A 20,373-nucleotide genomic window follows, 5' to 3' on the forward strand; every position below is an offset into this window, starting at 1 on the left:
GTGTTGCTATGGAACAAGATGGTTGATTTAAAGAGCCTCTGCTTAAAACCTAAAAAGTCTCCGAGTATGTTTATATTACCACAACAAGGCACATCAGAACGAATACCCTTAAAGGAATATCCATTCCAATCTGCCTTTTTGCAAACTCAATTCAAATCGGCTTTCCCGCTGATTGTATGGTTTGGAACGTTCATGTTCCTTCTTTTTTCGTATGCAGCTTTGTATCCTACAATTTTTTTGGCGTCCCAAAGCCAGTAGCGCAAGGAAGTTAGACTTGTTATCAAAGTATTGTCGGAACATTATGCAGCAGCAGAGTATTCTGATGTACCGCTTCCATCTTATAATCAGGCCCTTGGACTTAAGTGATGGACATGATGATAGCCAATATTGCCTGTCAGTCATTGCATGATTTTAGGGAGCCTGTAAAAAATGAACTTCCTTCAGCTGCGGCCTTTACATATTCCCCATCTTGATCTTCTTCAATATAAAATCTTCAAATTGGTGCTGAACATAAAACAGCCAAATTCCTATCGAGCCAGAAATCAGAATAATTGGTCCCTGCACCAAAAGGAACGCTTCCCACCCGAGTGCCCAGCAGCAAAACGCTACAGCTGAAGCAATTAATACATTCGTTAAATAAGTATTCATGCGTTCTTTCATTCTTGCGCCTTTTCTGTTGAATCTATTTTTTATAATAAACTCATAAACAGGGCAAATGCCAAACATGATGAATGGGTTGCGGTAAATTCTATATGCAATACGCTTTGTGAAGGGAGCTGCTGCATATTCATCAACAGTCAGTACCCTAATGTCTCCTGTCCGCGTTTATCTAAGTTGCTTCTCGCGGCATGATGGACGGAGTGGCTGTGTTTCCACTGGTTATAAGGAAAAAGTGTCAATACTCCGGTTATGGTGCCCAAAATTATATTATATTTTATATTTTTTAAAGAAAGACTTATGGCTGCAATCATGGAAAATAATGAAGGTCCTTGTTAAAAACCCTGCTGCAGGAATAGCAATAATTAGTGTCAGCCAAAAGGATATGCTCAAGCTTTTGTATGCTAATATCCATAAAACAAAAAATGGAACAAAAGTATTGTTCATCTGCAAAACACTGTTTTTTATATCAGCTTTTTCATATGGAGCAATTTGCTTTCTTAAGTTTCATTGCTTTTTTTTATCATCAGTTTATTGCTTCCTTATTCTTCCTGATGTTTTTATTATAAAGAAATAAAGAAGACTTTTGCAGACATAGGTATCATGTCTAAACCATAAATACTTGTTCTGCTATTTGGAGTGAATGCTGACTCCGAAGATCTTTGCTAAGAAAATAAAAGCATGTTGCCTGCATGACATCAGTATCCCCCTGCTGCTGCGCTTTTGGTTCATCCCATAACCCGCTTTCTGCACAAGTCACCATGGAGCTAAATTAAGCGTTGAACCTTAACAGTGCAAAAAAAAAGACTCTGAAGGATCAGAGTCTTTTTATATATGGTCTGTCTTATTATGCTTTTTGAACGTTAGTAGCTTGAGGTCCGCGTTGGCCTTGTTCTACTTCAAAAGTTACTGATTGGCCTTCGTCAAGAGACTTAAAGCCTTCGCTTTGGATAGCTGAAAAATGAACGAATACATCGTCTCCGTTTTCGCGTTCAATAAATCCAAAACCTTTTTCTGCATTAAACCATTTTACTTTACCTTGTTCCATTTGTGTTTCCTCCTCGTGCGCCAGGCACAATATAATACTATCCTTGCTCTGTTGGAACATCGAGACGTAAAGTTAACTTTTACTATCTAAAGTACCGAACAAAAATAATTCTTCTATAGAATAACAGATACCATAATAGAAAGCAAATAGACATTTAGTTTTTCTGCTGATAAATCTGCACGGATACATTAGAAACCATATTAGAGGGACCAACTATATCTTCATGACTTGAAAATAGTAAGAATAATCGAAAATACCATAGTCAGGACAATAAAAAATACAAAGAAATACCCAATGATCCTGATGCCCTTTGGAAAGGATCCGATATCCATGCTGTCACGTTTAAATGGGGCCCCAGCCGTTATTTTCTGATAATCTTCTATCGGCGTATAAATCTCATTTTCCCGCTCATTATTAAAATCGTCAGCAGGCTGTGTTTCATGAGGTTCTTTCATTCCCTTCACCCTCCCTCTTTCAGAAATATGATGAAATACCGGATGGCTATACTTATTTTAAATTGTAAAACTCCATCCTGATATTTACAAGAGTATTCCTAATATCTTCCTTTTCGGCTGCACTTTTAATATTCATGTGTTTACAACCTTCCTAATTCGAGATTAGTCTAATGACTCCAGCAGATATGCCCCACAAAAACCCTGTTTTCAAAAACCTCACTGCTTTGAAACAAGGTGCCTGATTTCCTCCCAGAACTTATTAAGAAACACCAATCTTTATGAATAGAGCCAAAAAAAGAACAAATACTTGTGTATTTGCTCTCCCATAGCACGGTTCTTTAATTTCTTCAAAGTAATTCACCTTAACCATTTTCCACTGAAGGCGGAGCTTTTCTTGAAAAAGAGCAATGATTTATCAAACAATTGCCTCACTCATCAGTAAATATCTTTCTAGTTTCTTTTTAACCCGCTGAAGCGCGTTATCAATAGATTTAACGTGTTTATTCAGCTCCATTGAAATTTCCTGATAGGTTTGGCCGTCCATATACAGCGACAGTGCCTTTCTTTCAAGATCGCTCAGAAGCTCGCCCATCTTAAGCTGAATATCATCTGCTTTTTCACGATTAACAATCAGCTCAGCAGGATCACTGATTTTAGATCCAGATATTACATCCATTAATGTGTGATCCAGTTCATCTTCATAAATAGGCTTGTCCAGGGAAATGTAAGAATTAAGAGGTGTATGCTTTTGGCGTGTGGCTGTTTTGATAGCGGTTATGATTTGTCTTGTTATGCAAAGCTCGGCAAAGGCCCTGAAGGAGGTCAGCTTTTCTTCCTTGAAATCCCGAATGGCTTTATAAAGCCCGATCATACCTTCCTGAAAGATATCCTCTTTATCTCCCCCAATCAGAAAGTAGCGGCTGGCTTTCGCTCGTACAAAATTCCTGTATCTTTGGATAAGCAGTTCCGTTGACTCTCCATCACCGCTATGAGCCCTGCCAACCAAAATTTCATCCTCTATCTTCAAGCTATGTTCAACTGGTTTTTCTATACAGAATATTTTCAACATCTATCCCTCCGCCTCTTTTAATCGGGCTGCAAGCATAAAATAATATCAAACGGTTGTAACAAATATCCTGGCAGCTTTATTTCCTGATGCAATCAAAGTAAAAGGTATGCAATGTTTATCTTTCTATATAGTAACTGAGATAGTACCGCAAGAATATAAACAAATATCGACGATGAATTACAATCCCTGCATAAATCTTTAAGAAACCTCTTTTTCCATTCATTCTCCAAGGACAAAGATGTCCAGATTGGCAAATCGCTGTCGATATCTCCCTATTTTTTTTTGCATATTTGTGTTTCTATGGTGCTGTTTTGGGTAAAAGATTTTTTTGCTAATTCCGCCTGCTGTTTCCTCTTTAGACGCTACTTGAGCCAAAAAATGACCTCTATGCTTTTAAAAATGTCATTTTACAGCATAAAAAAACAGTGCCCTCATTCAGGGACACTGTTTTTATTCAATTATTCTGTAGCTTCACTTTTGGTATGGATTTTTACGCTTTTTCTAAAAGAAAGCTGAAAATAAGCAAAAGCTGCCGCTAATGCAACCACAAGGAAAATGGACAGACAGCCGATGTTATGCCACATAAAAGCATAATCGCCTGAAGCCACAATGGCTCTAAAGCCTGCAATACTATAGGTCATCGGCAAAAATGCATTAGCATGCTGCAGTATGCCTGGCACTAATTCTATCGGATAAGTGCCTGCTGAGCTTGTCAGCTGAAGAATGAGTATAAGAATGGCAATAAAACGCCCTGGATTATCAAAGGCTGCCACAAGGAAGAATATCATGGACAAAAATGTCCAGCTTGCAAACACGCTTAACATGATAAAATATCCGAGACTTTTCACTTCTAACCCAAGCATCAAGATTAAAGCTCCATCAACAAGAAGAGCCTGGAATATGCCGACGGTAAAAATCACTCCGATTTTACCGAAGAACCAGCTTGCTCCGCTATTAGGGCTGACTGCCGGCTTTCTCATCGGGAAAATGACTGAGAACATAAGTGCACCGACGAACAAGCTCAATGATAAGAAGTATGGAGTGAACCCTGTTCCGTAGTTTTTGACAGGATTCACTTTTTGCTCATCCACTTTAACAGGCTGCGCAAACATATCATATACTTTATTATTTGCCTTGACGCTTCCTGCATCATCAGCACCATTTTTAAGCTGATCTTTCAGGTCCTTAGATCCATTTTCAAGCTTCCCAACGCCCTTCTCCAGGTCGCTTGAACCATTCGATAATTTGTCTATGCCGTTTACTAGGCTGGATGAACCGCTGGACAGCTTTGAAGTGCCGGCTTCAAGCTGCTTAGATCCTTCTGATAGCTTGGATGTTCCATCTTTCAATTGAACGGATCCTCCTGCAAGCTGATTCAGGCCAGCTGAAAGATTGGAGCTGCCAGTTAATAGCTTATCGGCACTTGATTGGGCAGTTCCAATTTTATTTCCAAACTCCGTTAATCCTGCAACAAGCTGCCCCTGGCCTGCCTCAAGCTCTTTAGATCCTGCAGACAGTGTCTTTTGGCCGCCTGCAAGCTGATCAAATCCGCTGCTCAGTGCTTTCTGTCCTTCTTGAAGGCTGGCTGCGCCTGTATTAAAGGCTTTTCCTTTATCAGCGATTGTGCCGGCCCCATCAGAAATCTTGCCGATGCCGGTTTCCACACCCTGGTTTCCTTGAAGTATAGCGTTTAAGGATTGCTCAAGCTTTTCCAATGAAGCTTTTTGGGCTGGATCTGCCGCTGCGTTTTTCATTGTGTCAACATTGCTGATAACTTTCTCCAAATTATCGTTTACAGCAGCTGCTCCTTGTTTAGTCTGGGAGGCACCAGACTGAAGCTGATTCAGCGACGAAGCTAACGTATTAGCTCCATCTGCAAGTGAACTTGCACCTTGAGTGAATTGAGGCAGCTTTTCCTGAATGACTCCAATGCCAGTTAAAGATTGATCGAGGCCATTAGATAATACTTTTGTACCTGCCTGTGATTTTTGTGCACCTTCAAGAAGTTTGGATTGGCCTTCCTTCATTTTGCCGATGCCTGTGCTGAATTGCTCCAAACCTTTAGTCAGCTGATTGGATCCTTCTGCTGCTGATTGAATGCCATTTGAAAAGGTGACTGATTTTTGAGCTAGTGTTTCAAGATTTTTCCGGATTTCTGCAGCACCGGAATGAACGGAACCCGCGCCGCTGTTTAATTGATCAGCGCCGTTTTTTGCTGTCCCTATTCCATTATGCAGATCACCGGCGCCTTTTTTTGCATCTGAAAGGCCGTTATTCAGTTTTCCTGCACCCTTGCTTGCTTTATCCAAACCGCCTGCAACATCCTTAAGATTATCAAACATACTTTCTGCATATGTTTTCGTAACAGCAGCGGATACTTCATTCTTAATTTTTTCAATGGCTGAATCGCCTATTTTTGTAGATAGGTAGTTTTCACCTTCGTTTGGTGTATAAATTAAATTCAGGCTTTTTGGCTGATCATCCTGGAGGGTTGTTGCATTTTTAGAAAAATCCTCAGGAATTTCAATCTTCATATAGTACTTTTGGTTCTGCAAGCCGCGATTGGCTTCTTTTTCAGTGATAAAATGAAAATCAAAAGTCTTCTTTTCTTTTAATTTTTCTGCCAGATCCTTACCCACTGTTAATTTTTTGTTATTATAGTCAGCTCCCTTATCGAGGTTAACAATAGCTACAGGAAGCTTATCGACATTTCCATAAGGATTCCAAAAAGCCCATAAAAATGTTCCTCCATATAAAAATGGGATAAATAAAATAGCGATGACAGCAATGAGCAATTTCGGGGATTTAAAGATATTTCTATATTCTCCTTTAACCGATTTAAATATATTCATAATTTCCTCCTTGAAGCACTATATCTCCATGTACATATTAGTTGAGTTTAACACTATATGACTGAATTCTTCATTCAGTCATTTTTAAACAAGAATGAAAGGATCATCTATTTTGATAATCCTTTCATTAGGTAGAACTCCATCAATTCCGTAATTTGCTCTGAAGAAAGCTGCGGATGATTTCTTTCCCAGTCGGATACAAGAGATACGTAAGTTTTCAGTAAGATAAATGAAGCAATTTCAGGGTCGCATTGCACGATATGTCCCTTAGCAATTGCCGTCTCAATTTTTGTTTTCAAATACCCGATGATTTCGTCTTCAATATGATTCAGCATTCCGTGAACCGTTGGTGTACCCATTTCTTTTTCTTCCTGCAGAAGCTTAATCATTAGAACATGCTCAGTTCGGAAGTCAAGCAGCCTCCTCAGCAGGCGGTGTACATTCTCAGAAAACGGGGCATCAGGGATAAGGGCGCTTTCCGCTTCCTGGATCATTTCTTTTACCATGCTGTGAACAATATCGTCAAACAGCTCTTCTTTATTTTTAAAAAAGGTATAAATCGTCCCTTTACCTACATTCGCAAGCTTAGCCACCTGATCCATGGTCGTAGCTTTATAGCCGAACATAGAAAACGATTTTGCGGCAGCATCCGTAATCTGCCTCTTTCGATTTACAGCCAATTGTTCTGCCTCCTTTTTGACCAAATGATGATTACGGTCATTTTGTCTGAATCTATAGTAACACATTAATATAAAGTTAACAATGTAAACTACTATTTTCACGATTATATTTCAAAATATCAGCAGGAAAATTAAATGTATTTGTAAAATTCTGAAAATGTAGTACAATTATTTTTATTTCACATATTTGGGAGGCACAACATGCAAACAATTGAAAAAATAGGGAACTTTGCAGGTAAAACATTTACCCTATGGGTCTTATTGGCAGCAATATTGGCTTATTTATTTCCAGGGCATTTTAAAGGCATTGGCACCTATGTCGTTCCTTTGCTCGGCCTTGTTATGTTCGGTATGGGTCTTTCCCTTTCTGCAGAAGATTTTAAGGAAGTTTTCAAAAGGCCGAAGGAAGTAGCGCTTGGTGTAGCCGGCCATTTTCTCATCATGCCATTACTTGCTTTTGCTCTTTCAGCAGGTTTAAATCTTCCATCAGAGGTCGCTGTCGGTGTAATTTTGGTTGGATGCTGTCCCAGCGGCACGTCTTCCAATGTTATGGTTTTCCTTGCAAGAGGAAATGTCGCGCTTGCTGTATCCATTGCTTCAGTATCCACCCTGCTGGCACCCATTATTACCCCTCTTCTTATTTTGCTTTTTGCAAGCAAGTGGGTTGACATAAGCATTGGTTCTTTATTTTTATCTATTGTACAAGTTGTTATTATTCCATTGGCTCTTGGGTTTATTATTAAAAAGTTTTTTGCCAAAGGAGCTAAAGGCGGCCAAAAGGCCATGCCGCTCGTTTCCGTAATCAGCATCGTTCTTATCGTCTCTGCTGTTGTGGCAGGAAGCCAGGAGCAGATTGCCAAAACAGGCTGGCTAATTTTTGCTGTTGTCGTGCTTCACAATACTCTGGGATTTGTTCTCGGCTTCTTTTTCTCACGTTTATGCGGAATGGATTTGGCTAAACAAAAGGCAGTCGCCATGGAGGTCGGAATGCAGAACTCCGGCTTGGGGGTCGCAATCGCTTCTGCAAATTTCTCGCCGCTCGCCGCTGTCCCAAGTGCCATTTTCAGTGTTTGGCATAACATCTCCGGCTCAGTACTAGCCCTCATATTCAGCAGGATGAATGACAGAAATAGCGGGAAACAAGCAAAAAAAATAGCGAGCTAAGAATGGTTTCTTTTGAGTTTAATATGTGATATTCTCTATGCATAGCCTGTAGCAAACATTCCCTGGAAAAAACACAGCCCTAAGAAATCATTACCATATTACATATTTTAGGATTTTTCCGATAAAATATGTAGTAGACATACAAGAATTGGGGGAATCATGATGATCGATTTCGATAGCGGTTCAATGGAAGAAGTTTTAATCCACCTTCAAAATATTGGCCTGCAGCTGAATGAATTCGAAAAAACCAATCAATCCATTTCAATTGAAAAATATAAAGAGCTTTTGGAGTTCAGTATTTCCATTGCCCGCCGCACAAACGATGTTTCCCTGACCATTGACGAAATTATAGAAGACATGGAAAAGCTGTAAAACGATCGCGATCATTCTCCAACATGGAGATGATCGCTTTTTCAATTGTATTTCTATTGGCCCTGGCCGTATTAAGCAAGATAACTGCCTCCAAAAAATCAACATTTCCCTTTTATCGGGTAAAATGAAAGACATTCTCGATAAACGAAATATTAATTTATTATATAGTACAGTTCGCAGAGATGGCGGGCATCAATTACGCCTGTTTTTATCTTTCGTAAACTGGAACTCTTCGCTCGAAAAGAGATAAGAGAAATAATATGATGATATTTGTCCCCATTACTTGACGCGGAGCAAGTGATTGGTGACAATAAAGTTGTTTAATTTTCATGTAAAACACTTTTTCTATACCAAAAATAAAACAAAAAAGTCGTTTAAATCTAGAGGTTATACAACAATCGCCGATTGTTGAATAGTGGTAAATGACAAGAGACTTCAAAAATAAAACTTAGTTAATTTTACTAAAGCACCCTTTAGTTCAAAAAGGTTGTTCAATAAAGAGTACTTTTGAATCATTGACTCAGTTTAACATTCCACATTCTTTTAACCTCTACTAACTCCTGTCCATTAAACTCCATTCTGTATATGTCTGGTTTTGATGTATGAAGTAAAAAATCCAAATCGTACTTTTTGTCATAATACCCCAGCATCAATGTCATCACTGCTCCGTGAGTGCCCAAAACTACTTTCTTCCCTCGAAAAGAAGTTAATATTTCTTTTAAGACTTTTATAATTTTGTCTGGCAACCAGAATTAGATTCTGCTCCCGCTAATGTAAAATTGGGTTCAGAAAACGACCTATTTAACAAACGGAATAATTCTTTGTCAGGTATTCTAGTGCCTTCAGTAGAAAAAATTCTTTCTTTAAGATCCTCAAAAATCAATACTTCTTGTCCTATATCCTTAGCTATCTGCTCAACTGTTAGGATTGAACGTCTGTATGGGCTTGAGATAACAGCGTCAATACTCTCCATTTTTAATAGTTCAGCTATTCGTAAAGCGTCTAATTTACCTTTTTCAGTTAACCCCCTTGTTTTTTCTTCCCCTTCTTTTGGTGAATCACCGTGTCTTATCATATATATAAATGTTTTCATCGTACCTCCGAGAAAATGAATTTATAGATTATAAATACAGAACTAAAGTCGAAGCTTTTCGGAAACCTTTTTATATTTGGGTTGATCTTACCAATTTTTTTAACTTATTTACATCATTTCAATTCAATTTCCTTAATCCAAAATTCCAATGAATCCATTGGTTCTTCTCTTGTATGTACATAATAAATTTTTATATCCTTTTGGCTCACATTTTTCGAAAGAACAAAAGAGAAACTAAATTTTTTAGATGTTTTCACATCAAATATTTGCGGGGACAATTTGGGGGGATTTTCTTTATTTATCCTTTTACGAACTGATTCCTCTAAGCCCTTCCAATCCATTTGTCCATTATTCGCTATCATATGGGAGGCACCTCTTCTGTATGGATAATTTGATTCTCGACAAATCAACTATACCAAACGATGAGGTGCTTTTTCATGCTTATTTTTAAAGGCAAGTACCCTAGTTAAACAACATTGAACATTACAGCCATACCTATTTCAGCCTTTCTATTGATTTTCTTTTCGAAAAACCAGTCAGGAAATGATCAAGCTGTACCCAAGAAACTCTGCTGAAAATGGGCAATCCTTAAGGTGTATATTGTTTACAGAAAGTGAATTACTCAGGGCCCCTTTGGATAATCCGTGGCACATTAAAATTCGTTCCCTTTTCTTATCGGCTCAGATTTCGAAGGAAGCCATTCAGCAATATAAAGAGGCAAAGTGTCGGTTATACTGATTGTGGCATGTCCACGTTCCAGAACTCGGTACGTTTTATCCTTACTTGAAACAAGGTTCATTACTGGCTTGATCATTTCAAATGGCACTAGATTTTCATTTTCGGTAGTAACCACAAGGAGATTACTTTTGATATTCTTCAGAGAAGCCCTTTTGTCCTTAATATAAAGAGTGTCCTTGACGAGTTTATTATGCCTGACCCAATCATGCATCATTTGTTTTATAGCTGCCCCAGTCAATGGAATGTGCCCATTGGTCCAGGCATTGAGACGACGCCAACTGGCGACATATTGTGCATCATCGGCCTTGTTGAGGAGTGAGAGATAAGGAGAGTAATATATTGGGGAGGTAATTAAACGCATTCCCTTTTTCACATAGCCTGCAGGGATTATGTGAATGGCATCCAGAAATTCATCAAAATTTGCAGAATCATCCCGAATTGCTTCTGCCCATTGATCAAATGTCGGAGAGTGGCTGAAATCTACAGGTGCTGCTGAAAGTATAAGATTTTTTATCGGTTCATCAGCTACAGCAGCATACATGGCAACAAGTGTCCCTCCAATACAGGAACCGATGATTGTTATCTCCTTTGCCCCCGAATGCCTAAGCGCCCTTTGGACACCTTTTTGAATATAATCCAGAATATAGTTGTCGATATTCGTTTCTCCGTCTTCGTATCCAGGGCTGCCGAAATCCAGTAGATACACCTCGTACCCTTCTTTACCAAAAGCCTCGATCATGCTCATGCCTGGTCCTAGGTCCAGTATGACCGGCTGATTTATCAGTGAGTAAACAATAAAAACTGGCACCCTGTATTTTTTTTCAACCGGAGGGTAATACCACAAAGTTGCCTTATTTTTCTTCCAAACGTGTTCTCTTTTCGTAACTCCCATTTCAGGCATAGGAGCCTTCAGGGCCATTAATGCTAGTTTCCATTTGGGTGTGAGCCCTTTTGTGCCCTTGCTGTTGTCTTGTTTACCTTTACTCATTTTATGTCCCCTTTCCTTTGCATTAAAGCGGCCAACATGGTTGTAAGGGAAGTGGTATCATATAACTTTAAAAATTCGATGCAATTAGTCTTTGCTAGTAGATTGTTATATCAGTTTTACCGCTACCCGCAATGAAAACTTGTCCAGCCAGTTTAAATCTGTCTCTAATCCAGAGTGTGCTACATTGCTGGTTTGCCCCTGCTAGTTATTAACGAAATCGGTAAATCCCGATAATTGCTATAGTAACCATACCCTAAGCATCGATACATTCTCCAAGCTATTCGTCATGATCACCACAATTGGCATGTCCAAAAATCCGCTTTTCCCATTAAAATCATGGACGATTATCGGTGATTAATATCGAAACCGGTGACAATAACTAATAGTTTAAAAGCGTGCTCCCCCTATCCTTATCTTATAGAATATGTAAAATATACAGAAGGGAAATGGACAAACGTTTAGCAGAGTATAGAATAAAGTAGTGATTAGAAAGTCCGTTCACTCCATTCTTTACACGATCCTATGCATCTCATCAAAAAACTGCAGCTCATTGATTTTATGAACAGCTTTGTATCAGCACATAATGTGAGCTAAGTTTTTTTAAATTGTTAACTAAGATATTAGAATCTCATTAAATCCTAATCATATAACCCGTAGTTGTAACAAAAAAGCCTACTAAGATAAGCATTATTCCCCTAAATCAAATGCTTCTATTAGGAATGCTATAAATAATTTCATTTCGGAAGTTTCAACCTTGGTAACCACATTTGACCGAAAGTCTTGGTGTTAGATGATTCTTCGTATGATCGAAATCGTAGTAAATCCGTCGAGTTACTAGCGCGTTGTTTCGATCATGCTTCTCAAAAAATGCTCTTTTATAAAGGCTTTCGTATGCTTACCCTGTGCTGGTCAGATGGTGCCACGTTCATTCCTGTGGACTTTTCAAAAACAAGCCAAATTAACGGAACAACAAGTAAAATCGATAATCGCAGCTGAAGCCATCAGAACAAATTCCAGATATGATTCAACGTGCATTGGATGCTGGGGTTGATGCCTCTTTTGTGTTGATGGATACTGGATTTACCCATCAACCACTCATTAAGAACATCAAAGAACTAGGGCTTGATGTAATTGGCATGGTTAAGAATTTAAAGCAACGATACTTTGTAGATGGTGATCGTGTCAGTTTAAATGAACTTTATAGTTTAGCAACACCCATTCAAGGAAAAAAAGGGCTTCTTCGCTCCATATATACCACCCAAGCCAATGGGGTTCCAGTCAAAATGGTCTTCGTTCGCAACCGTAATAAAAAGAGTGAGTGGCTAGCTATTTTAAGTACAAACTGTACGTTAAGTGACCAAGAAATCATCAGAATTTACAGCATGAGATGGGACATTGAGGTCTTTTTCTAAACGACGAAATCCTTATTAAAACTCCAAAAGGAGTTTCAAGGTCGTTCTTATGATTCCTTAATTTGTCATAGACGATTGTCTTTACACGATACATTGTACTGGCCTGGCAAAATCGATGTAGCACGGACCAAAGAACACTGGGCGGTATGTTTTGCGAACATCAGTGACCTTGATTGGGCTAATGCGCTTCAGCAATTAATCGAGCTTCTTGAAGATACCCTTAAAGAGAGTAACAAGAAAATCCAAAAGTTAATTAAAAGTCAATTACAACAATAGCTAGCTGGCTTACCCAACTATATCAAGACATATCTGCCTATTTCAGTATGCGAAAGTTGAGTAATAACATAAAAGACAATAAAATCAGTGGGAAACCGATAAGCATCCAACGGTTTTTTCCAAACCCCTGTTATTGTATACCTTCCGTTTTCATTGTGGTAAGAAAAATTCAAGGAAGCAGGAGTTGTATGATACCAAGAATTGAAAACACAATATCCTACAAAAAGTAATATGAGGAATACTGGTACTATAAGAAAAAGTGAAAATAATCTACTTCTTTTCCAGAGTTTTATCCAAAAATCAAACATCCAGTAAAAATAATTAAAGTAACAACAAGTGACATACAATTTTCCCCTTAAAGTGCAAATATTTTATTCTTCTTTAAGCATCTACTTATTTAAATATATATTGAATGTAGGTAAACACAAAATTGGAAATATTTATTAAAATATCCTGCCTGTTAGCCTAAAAAACAGGATAGCCGCAGCCATCCCTTTATTAACATAAGCACCCGTTACTTTGAGTACAATATTTCACAAACTTCTACTAATATCGATTAGTTAAATAACTTTATTCCCCTTCTATACTGAAGATAGGCCGTATTGAACAAAAGTACCCGTTCGTAAAAAAACATAATTAAGACTTATGAATAACTCTTTCTCTGAGTAAATATGGCACTGATGATTTACTTTTTATCAGTCCCTTTGTATCGCTTGTTATATGTATGTAATCTTCCGCTTTTTGAGAATTCATCCAAGTGATTTCTTCAATTTCTTCTGGCATTGAAATATTAATTTCTCCTCCGATTATTTTACCTCTAAAAGTAAAGAAAATAGCGTGATGTCCTCTATCTTCGAAAAATGCTTCACTTACAGAAAAAACACCATCTATCTCTACATCTAAACCGGTTTCTTCCTTTACTTCACGAATTGCAGCTTCTTCAAGTGTTTCCCCTTGCTCGACTGCTCCTCCAGGAAGTGTGTAGTAAGAAGATTTTTCTCCCTTATTTTTAACCATCAATACTTTCTCATCAAATTCATCAAAGAGAAGTACATATGTAACATCTACTCTTTTCATAAATTCGCAATCCTCCTATTAAATTTGACACGATATTAATTCTTAATTATTTTTTGTAATACTAAACTAATGCGCCCTTTAGCAGAATAACTATTATGTTTCTTTGATTATATCCTTCCAGTAAATCCAAGCTTTTAGATAGTCATTTAAATCATTTGGGTGATGTCTAATACAGGTTGCTAACCTGAGATATAATCCAATAAGTACTTCCTCATATAATAATTGTTCACTTATATTTTCTTTAATTAGTAAGTGACTCGCTGCTGAAGTGATCGTTTCATTAGATAAATCATCTGGTGAAGAACAGAATGCATAGATTAAATCATAAAGGGGGTCTCCGATAACAGGAGTCGGGTCAATCACACCACTTAAACGTCCATCATTAAAGATGAAATTGTGCACTCCACAATCCCCGTGCAATAAAAATGGTTCTCTGTCTAGGTTATTTATTTTTGAACTTTTGACAAGGTTAAGCACAAAGGTAAACTCATCTTTTTCTAGGTATGAATCTAAAATCTTATTTGCTTCAATAATTTCATTCAAAAGAAAACTTTGCCAAGAATCTGTTAATTCATCCGCCCATCCCCAACCAATATCATTTGGCACGGCCTTATAATGGTTAATAAGCCCTTGCACAAGTGCTTTTAGCACTTCCTGTTTATTTTTTCTTACATAATTTGTAGAACCAGTAATGAATGCATAAACTATGTAATTATCTGATGGTTCAACAAAGAGAAGACGAGGTAATAGATATAAATCCTTGTAAAAGGTAAGAAAATTTGCCTCAGATTGAAGAACTTGCGGTTCATTCAACTTAACGACATATCTTGCACCATCATAGGTACTCAGGAGATACAAGTCACTTACAGTGCCTCCATTTAATTGTTCATACTCAACGGCACTTGAATGGATTATTTCTTTATTATTTAATTCTTTAATTACCTCTTGGATATCCATATTTCTCCTCTTTCATTAGAATGTTACTTAATTAATTTGCTCTCTTTCAAAAAAGCGCATCTTATTCGAAAATAGCGCCCTTTAGTTTAATTAGGAATCCTAATTATCTGCCCAAGAAATTTGTATTCACTTCGGTCTCTCTAATTTCACTATCTACACATTTAACAAAGTATGCATTTGTTCTTGGTCTGGAACTAACAGAAGCAGATAATGTTTCATTTATAAAGTGAAGAGCCACACCGTCATCAACTGCATAACCTTCTTTTATTTTTCCTTCTAGGATTGATTGGTGATATGAAGGCTTTCTTTTATTCTCACCATCATAATGAGGACAATTACTACCCTTTAAGAATCCTAAACAATCCAGCTTATACAAAGGGGCATTCAATGGGTCGGTTAATCCTTCTTCGAACCAACAAATTGAACCAGCACTTAAACCTGCAAGTATAACCCCATTTTCATATGCAATTTTCAAAGCTTTATCTAATCCCCATTCTTTCCATAAAACAAGCATATTTCTCGTATTTCCACCGCCGACATAAATCACATCTTGCTCAAGAACATAGCTTTCTAAATCGGTAAATTCCGGATCAAATAATGATAAGTGAGATGATTGGCAAGGAAGAGTTTTATATGCCTTATAAAATCTCTCAATATAATTTGTTTGGTCTCCACTAGCGGTTGGAACAAAACATACTTTCGGTAAATTGTTCTGAACTTGAGCTAAAATGTATTTATCAAGTAAAAGGTTTTCTGGCTCCATAGAAAAACCTCCACCGCCCATTGCAATAATCTGTCTCATTTCTTTTTCCCTCCCGTGTTTTACCTCATAGATTCTACACAGGATGGTTATTACCCTTCTCTCTTCATCTACTCTTCTTAAACCTTCCCCTTTAGTTCATTAAGGAAAAGCTGCCTTAAAGACAGCTCCGTTCTTAAGCCTGTTAGTTCTATTATAAAAGCGAACCTTATTCAAGAATCGCGCCCGATTGCGGAAGAACAAAATAATGATTATAATTGCTGCCTTTAGCTTCTTAAACTAACGCACCCGTTAGCCATCCATGAAGCGCAAAAAACAGCGCCTCACCACAGAGAATGAAAATGGTTCAGAACCGTCAATACTGATTCTACGGCTGGGAGAGGAAGGTCGATGAACTATGGTGCGTTAGAGCCCATCCGTTAGTCTGACTCCAACGACCAAGGTGCACCACTGACTGTCGCTCCCTTAAGGGAAGCACACATGGTAGATTAATCCTATTCTGGTTGATGCACCAGCCTCCAATTATATTGAGAGCCGTAGAAAGGATGTTTTCAATGGAAGTAGTCATTTAAAGAGCATGTGGTATGGATGTACATAAGGACAATATTACTGCATGTGTTACGACACCAGAAGGAAAGGAGATTCAAACGTTTTCAACAAAAACTGTTTTTCTAATACAGTTGGTGGAGTGGATTAAACAGCATAACTGTACTCATGTTGCAATGGAGAGTACCAGTGTTTATTGGAAACCTATTGTTAATTTATTAGAAGCTGAGGATATTGAGTTTTTAGTGGTGAATGCCCAACATATGAAAGCAGTGCCAGGACGTAAAACAGATGTGAAAGATGCAGAATGGATTGCCAAACTTCTTCGTCATGGACTCCTAAAAGCTAGTTACATTCCAGATCGAAATCAACGGGAACTACGCGAACTAGTTCGGTATCGCAGGAGTATTATTGAAGAACGTGCTAGACAACATAATCGCATCCAAAAAGTGTTAGAGGGCGCAAACATTAAGCTGGGTTCTGTGGTTTCGGATGTCTGGGGCGTTTCAGCTCGAGATATGCTTAACGCTATTGCCGAAGGCGAAGAAGATCCTGAAAAACTAGCAAACTTTGCTCGACGCACAATGAAAAAGAAGAAAGATGAACTGCAGCTTGCCCTTAAAGGTTATATCAATTCGCATCAACGCCTCATGTTAAAAACCATTTTAAAGCATATTGATTTTTTAACAGAACAAATCGAGATGCTCGACCAAGAGGTCGAGCAAAGAGTAAGCTCCTATCAAGAAGATGTAGAACGATTAGACTCTATTCCTGGTATAGCTACAAGAATGGCTGAGCAAATTTTATCCGAAATTGGGACTGATATAAAAAAACAGTTTCCAAGTGCAGCTCATATGTGTTCTTGGGCAGGCTTGGTTCCTGGACATAACGAAAGTGCTGGAAAAAGAAAATCAGCTAAACCCAAAAAAGGAAACAAATATTTGAGATCAGCATTAACAGAAGCAACTCATTCTGTAAGAGGATCAAAAAATTACCTTGGAGCCTGTATCGGCGTACAGCATCACGAAAAGGTAAGAAGCGAGCAGGAATTGTCGTCGCTCATGCCATGATGAGAATAGCTTATTATCTCTTAATACGAAAAGAAATGTATGTAGACCTAGGCGAAGACTACTTTGATAAACAAAGACAGCAATCTATTGTACGACATTCACTCCGAAGACTCGAAGGTTTAGGATACACCGTTACGTTGCAAGAACCTGAAGCATCCTAATCCAGTCCACTCTCCTACAATAGATCAATGAATCAGGCGCTCTCCCTTTTTTAAAAATGAATGAGTTGCGTCTTATTAAGTATTGCCTCGTTTACTAAATTACAGAAGTTTATTTTCATGGTAGTTTAAGTGAAAATCTTCACGATCTCTTCCTTCTTACCAATTTTTTTAAAAAGTGCTATTCAACAATCTGGCCCGATTGTTGAATAGCATAACTGACGTTTAGTTTTAAATGACTTTATTATTTTTTAAACGACTTTAATATGATTTAAACAACTTTATTATCACGAAACAGAAAGGGATTCTCGAGGATCCTGCGGAAACATAAACTTATTGAATCTGGGTGATCTTCGCCTCTTTTTAATAAAACCTTGCATTTTTTTGCTAATTTGACTAACCTTAGTGCTGGTTTTATTGTTTGTATTTATTATTGAAGAATTGGAACCAGTATATTTCGGACAATTAATCATTCTTTCTGTGTGAAGTAGGAAATTTAAAAAGCATCCTATTTGATTTTTATATAACCAGCATTATTCTAGCTATTATGTTTTCATATTCATCCATTCCTCTGCTTAAAAATATGTCCCTATATACTATCTAATCACGACTGGTTTAAAACCACCTTTTAAAAAGGAGCCCAAATCTGGGCTCCTAAAAAAATCAGATATTTACGCTATTGATCGGTCTTTCATTTCAATGGGTGTATCTGGGTCCAGACGGTGCTGGTAATATAAATCAATATGTTCCACACCCAGTCTTCTAAGGCTGTTTTCACAAGCCTGCTTCACGTATTCCGGTCTTCCATTCATTCCAAGGAAGGCACCATCCTCGCCTCTTACATTGCCAAATATAGTAGCAAGGATCACAGAATCCCTTTTTCCTTTTATAGCCCTGCCAACCAGTTCCTCGTTTTTTCCCACTCCATACATATCAGCTGTATCAAAAAAATGATTCCCAGCTCAATCGCACGGTGTATGGTTTTAATCGATTCTTAATCATCTCTCCCTGCATAGAAATCAGACTTTCCCATGCAGCCAAGGCCCAGTCGCAGAAACTTCAAGTCCGGAGTTTCCTAATTTTCTTTTTTCCAATTTATTTATCTCTTTTCCTTCAGCCACTGATCAAATTCAGCAGCAACAATCCGTTCTCCTGTGATCCCATCACTTTTTTCTGATGCGAGATAAATAATTCCATCCCTCATCACTTCGGGTTCCAGGAGGCTACCGCTTCCTTCAAAGGCTTTTCTTGCTTCATCAGGTATCATGCCCGTTAATGTAGCTCCTCCCGGCAAAAGCATGTTTACGGTAATTCCATGCTCCTTGAGGTCTTCAGCCATTATGTACGACAATGACTCAGTAGCTGCACGGGAGGGGCCATATGGCACGAAGCCTCTCCGCTTCATCGTCTCATGGTTCATTGAAATATTAATGATTTTTCCTTTTCCCTGTTTCAGCATTAAAGAAACAAACCCCCGGGCAGCAAGAAAATAACCGGTAAGATTCGTATCAACCAAATTTCGGAATGAGTCAGGGCTCACTTCATAAAAAGGCTGAGGCTCTGTCAGAAACTTAGCATTCACAGTCCGCATTCCGATTCCTGCATTATTCACAAGCACATCGAGACCGCCCCATGTCTCGCGGACCCAATCGACCGCAGCCTGTACTGATTCTTCCGAACGCACGTCCATCGGCAGCTTGTACACATCATGCCCCTTCTCAGAAAGCTGCTGCACGGCCTTGTCGAGTTTTTCTCCATGACGCGAACCGATGGCCACAGATGCTCCTTCTTCAAGCAGCGATTCTGCCATGGAATAACCTAGACCACTCGATCCTCCAGTTACAACAATATGTTTGCCAGATAAAAGTTGAATAACTCTTCCTCTCCTTCCAATAATGCATCTATCTTTAAGTTTGTTATTTATAAGGAACTTATACCTATTTTCTTATGTTTGCTTTCAGTACGCAATAGATGTGCTCAGCAAAAAAGCCTTCCAGCCTCTGGACCGCTCTCCTATAGCTTTAAAATTATCTAAACAACCCCTGAATTGTTTCGGTACTAATCGGCAGAGAGGAATACTCATGAGTAATGAGCCACGAATCAATAAATTTTTTTCAGCCAGAACGTGAACCTGTTCGTCAACTGGCCGAGCATTTCTCTTGTGGGCGGCAAAGGTAACAGCACAATCAACAAATGCGAGATTTGCATCTTCTTTTACTCTCACATCATTAAAATGGACATTGAGGGTCACATTCTTTCCTTTAAACCATCGAGCCATCCCTGCACTGATTCCTTCCAATTTTCAATACCCGTGCATTCCCAATCATTCCAGCCGTCAAAGATATGGATATCTTTTACATACGCAGACAAAACGCTCATCATCTTTATCATAGATGGCCAGGTCTTCATAGTCACTCACTGTATCAATATCAGGCTCAATACTTTTGCCCATATCCGCAAATACAACCTGGTTTTTATAATTCTGCAGAATCACCTTCCCTCCCCTTTCTCCTGTAAGGCTGTTAAACTCTAAAAATAATGACCTGTGAAAAAGCACAGGATGCCCCTTTTGATTGTGATAGCTTGCCTGGACAATTAATGGACGGGTCTTGTCTCTATAGAAGTGGCCGATAACCCGATTGATATCACAGCAAGTGAGCAAAGGCTGGTCAGCAAGCAAAAACAGCGCACCCTCCGCCTCTTTAGGAACAGTACTCAATCCTGCTTTAATTGAGGAAGATAGCCCCTCAGAGGTATTGAAATTAAGGAAGACTGTTTCAATATCCGGGAGTGAAGCTGCCTCCATTAAACCTGGTATATAGGGATTGACCACGATGGTTCTTCCCATTAATGCCGATTTTCTGCTGTTATCCAAAACGTGCCTGAGGATCGGTTTATTTTGATATGGAAGAAGGAGCTTTGGAGATCCCATTCTTTTTGAACTTCCGGCAGCTAAAATTATCCCCCATACTCTGCTTTTTAATTGTTCGATAGCATTCAC

The 20,373-nt window shown here is 38.5% G+C and carries 15 protein-coding genes and 5 pseudogenes; 4 read left to right on the top strand and 16 right to left on the bottom strand.

Going from position 1 to position 20,373, the window contains the following annotated elements:
• Positions 1-146: 146 nt before the first annotated feature.
• The 6 genes and pseudogenes from ACN6MY_RS15100 to ACN6MY_RS15125 all read right to left on the bottom strand — a co-directional run bounded on the left by ACN6MY_RS15100 (position 147) and on the right by ACN6MY_RS15125 (position 6,761).
• Positions 147-1,104, bottom strand: a pseudogene (locus ACN6MY_RS15100) (fatty acid desaturase).
• 400 nt (positions 1,105-1,504) lie between these two features.
• The gene (locus ACN6MY_RS15105; RefSeq protein WP_071349777.1) at positions 1,505-1,705 is read right to left on the bottom strand and encodes a cold-shock protein; all 201 of its coding nucleotides are present in this window, start codon (positions 1,703-1,705) and stop codon (positions 1,505-1,507) included.
• A gap of 221 nt (positions 1,706-1,926) precedes the next feature.
• Positions 1,927-2,160: a hypothetical protein gene (locus ACN6MY_RS15110; protein ID WP_419880935.1), complete on the bottom strand. Its 234-nt coding sequence runs from the start codon at positions 2,158-2,160 to the stop codon at positions 1,927-1,929.
• A 415-nt stretch (positions 2,161-2,575) separates the two neighbouring features.
• A complete protein-coding gene (sigH, locus tag ACN6MY_RS15115; RefSeq protein WP_419880936.1) occupies positions 2,576-3,229 on the bottom strand; it encodes an RNA polymerase sporulation sigma factor SigH in 654 nt (217 codons plus the stop codon).
• Positions 3,230-3,687: 458 nt separating this feature from the next.
• Positions 3,688-6,081, bottom strand: coding sequence for a YhgE/Pip family protein (locus ACN6MY_RS15120; RefSeq protein WP_419880937.1), 2,394 nt, complete (start codon positions 6,079-6,081; stop codon positions 3,688-3,690).
• A 107-nt stretch (positions 6,082-6,188) separates the two neighbouring features.
• Positions 6,189-6,761 (bottom strand): TetR/AcrR family transcriptional regulator, encoded by a 573-nt coding sequence (locus ACN6MY_RS15125; RefSeq protein WP_419880938.1) that lies wholly within the window; start codon positions 6,759-6,761, stop codon positions 6,189-6,191.
• 201 nt (positions 6,762-6,962) lie between these two features.
• On the opposite strand from ACN6MY_RS15125, the gene ACN6MY_RS15130 reads away from it, so the two are divergent.
• Positions 6,963-7,925: a bile acid:sodium symporter family protein gene (locus ACN6MY_RS15130; RefSeq protein ID WP_419880939.1), complete on the top strand. Its 963-nt coding sequence runs from the start codon at positions 6,963-6,965 to the stop codon at positions 7,923-7,925.
• Positions 7,926-8,084: 159 nt separating this feature from the next.
• Positions 8,085-8,297: a hypothetical protein gene (locus ACN6MY_RS15135; protein ID WP_419880940.1), complete on the top strand. Its 213-nt coding sequence runs from the start codon at positions 8,085-8,087 to the stop codon at positions 8,295-8,297.
• Positions 8,298-8,809: 512 nt separating this feature from the next.
• Here ACN6MY_RS15135 and ACN6MY_RS15140 read toward each other — a convergent pair.
• The 3 genes and pseudogenes from ACN6MY_RS15140 to ACN6MY_RS15150 form a co-directional block, all read right to left on the bottom strand.
• Positions 8,810-9,390 (bottom strand): annotated as a pseudogene (locus tag ACN6MY_RS15140) (histidine phosphatase family protein).
• 113 nt (positions 9,391-9,503) lie between these two features.
• Entirely contained in the window at positions 9,504-9,752 is a 249-nt protein-coding gene (locus ACN6MY_RS15145; RefSeq protein ID WP_419880941.1) for a hypothetical protein, read from the bottom strand.
• 290 nt (positions 9,753-10,042) lie between these two features.
• A complete protein-coding gene (locus tag ACN6MY_RS15150; RefSeq protein ID WP_419880942.1) occupies positions 10,043-11,116 on the bottom strand; it encodes an alpha/beta fold hydrolase in 1,074 nt (357 codons plus the stop codon).
• Between the two features lie 771 nt (positions 11,117-11,887).
• On the opposite strand from ACN6MY_RS15150, the pseudogene ACN6MY_RS15155 reads away from it, so the two are divergent.
• A pseudogene (locus tag ACN6MY_RS15155) lies at positions 11,888-12,804 on the top strand (transposase); the annotation flags it as partial.
• Positions 12,805-13,440: 636 nt separating this feature from the next.
• Here the strand turns inward: ACN6MY_RS15155 and ACN6MY_RS15160 are convergent.
• From ACN6MY_RS15160 to ACN6MY_RS15170, 3 genes are all read right to left on the bottom strand, one after another.
• Positions 13,441-13,881 (bottom strand): NUDIX hydrolase, encoded by a 441-nt coding sequence (locus ACN6MY_RS15160; protein ID WP_419880943.1) that lies wholly within the window; start codon positions 13,879-13,881, stop codon positions 13,441-13,443.
• A gap of 93 nt (positions 13,882-13,974) precedes the next feature.
• Positions 13,975-14,838 (bottom strand): aminoglycoside phosphotransferase family protein, encoded by an 864-nt coding sequence (locus ACN6MY_RS15165; RefSeq protein ID WP_419880944.1) that lies wholly within the window; start codon positions 14,836-14,838, stop codon positions 13,975-13,977.
• Positions 14,839-14,941: 103 nt separating this feature from the next.
• On the bottom strand, positions 14,942-15,640 hold the full coding sequence (locus tag ACN6MY_RS15170; protein WP_419880945.1) for a Type 1 glutamine amidotransferase-like domain-containing protein: 699 nt from the start codon (positions 15,638-15,640) through the stop codon (positions 14,942-14,944).
• 542 nt (positions 15,641-16,182) lie between these two features.
• Between ACN6MY_RS15170 and ACN6MY_RS15175 the strand changes: the two are divergent.
• A pseudogene (locus tag ACN6MY_RS15175) lies at positions 16,183-17,375 on the top strand (IS110 family transposase).
• Positions 17,376-18,067: 692 nt separating this feature from the next.
• On the opposite strand, the pseudogene ACN6MY_RS15180 reads toward ACN6MY_RS15175, so the two are convergent.
• From ACN6MY_RS15180 to ACN6MY_RS15195, 4 genes and pseudogenes are all read right to left on the bottom strand, one after another.
• Positions 18,068-18,466 (bottom strand): annotated as a pseudogene (locus ACN6MY_RS15180) (aldo/keto reductase); the annotation flags it as partial.
• Between the two features lie 5 nt (positions 18,467-18,471).
• On the bottom strand, positions 18,472-19,182 hold the full coding sequence (locus tag ACN6MY_RS15185; RefSeq protein ID WP_419880946.1) for an SDR family NAD(P)-dependent oxidoreductase: 711 nt from the start codon (positions 19,180-19,182) through the stop codon (positions 18,472-18,474).
• Between the two features lie 147 nt (positions 19,183-19,329).
• Positions 19,330-19,671: a hypothetical protein gene (locus ACN6MY_RS15190; RefSeq protein ID WP_419880947.1), complete on the bottom strand. Its 342-nt coding sequence runs from the start codon at positions 19,669-19,671 to the stop codon at positions 19,330-19,332.
• A gap of 36 nt (positions 19,672-19,707) precedes the next feature.
• Positions 19,708-20,373, bottom strand: a complete 666-nt coding sequence (locus ACN6MY_RS15195; RefSeq protein WP_419880948.1) for a nucleotidyltransferase family protein — start codon at positions 20,371-20,373, stop codon at positions 19,708-19,710.

It is taken from the genome of Peribacillus sp. B-H-3 (assembly GCF_048572925.1).
Classification (GTDB): domain Bacteria; phylum Bacillota; class Bacilli; order Bacillales; family DSM-1321; genus Peribacillus.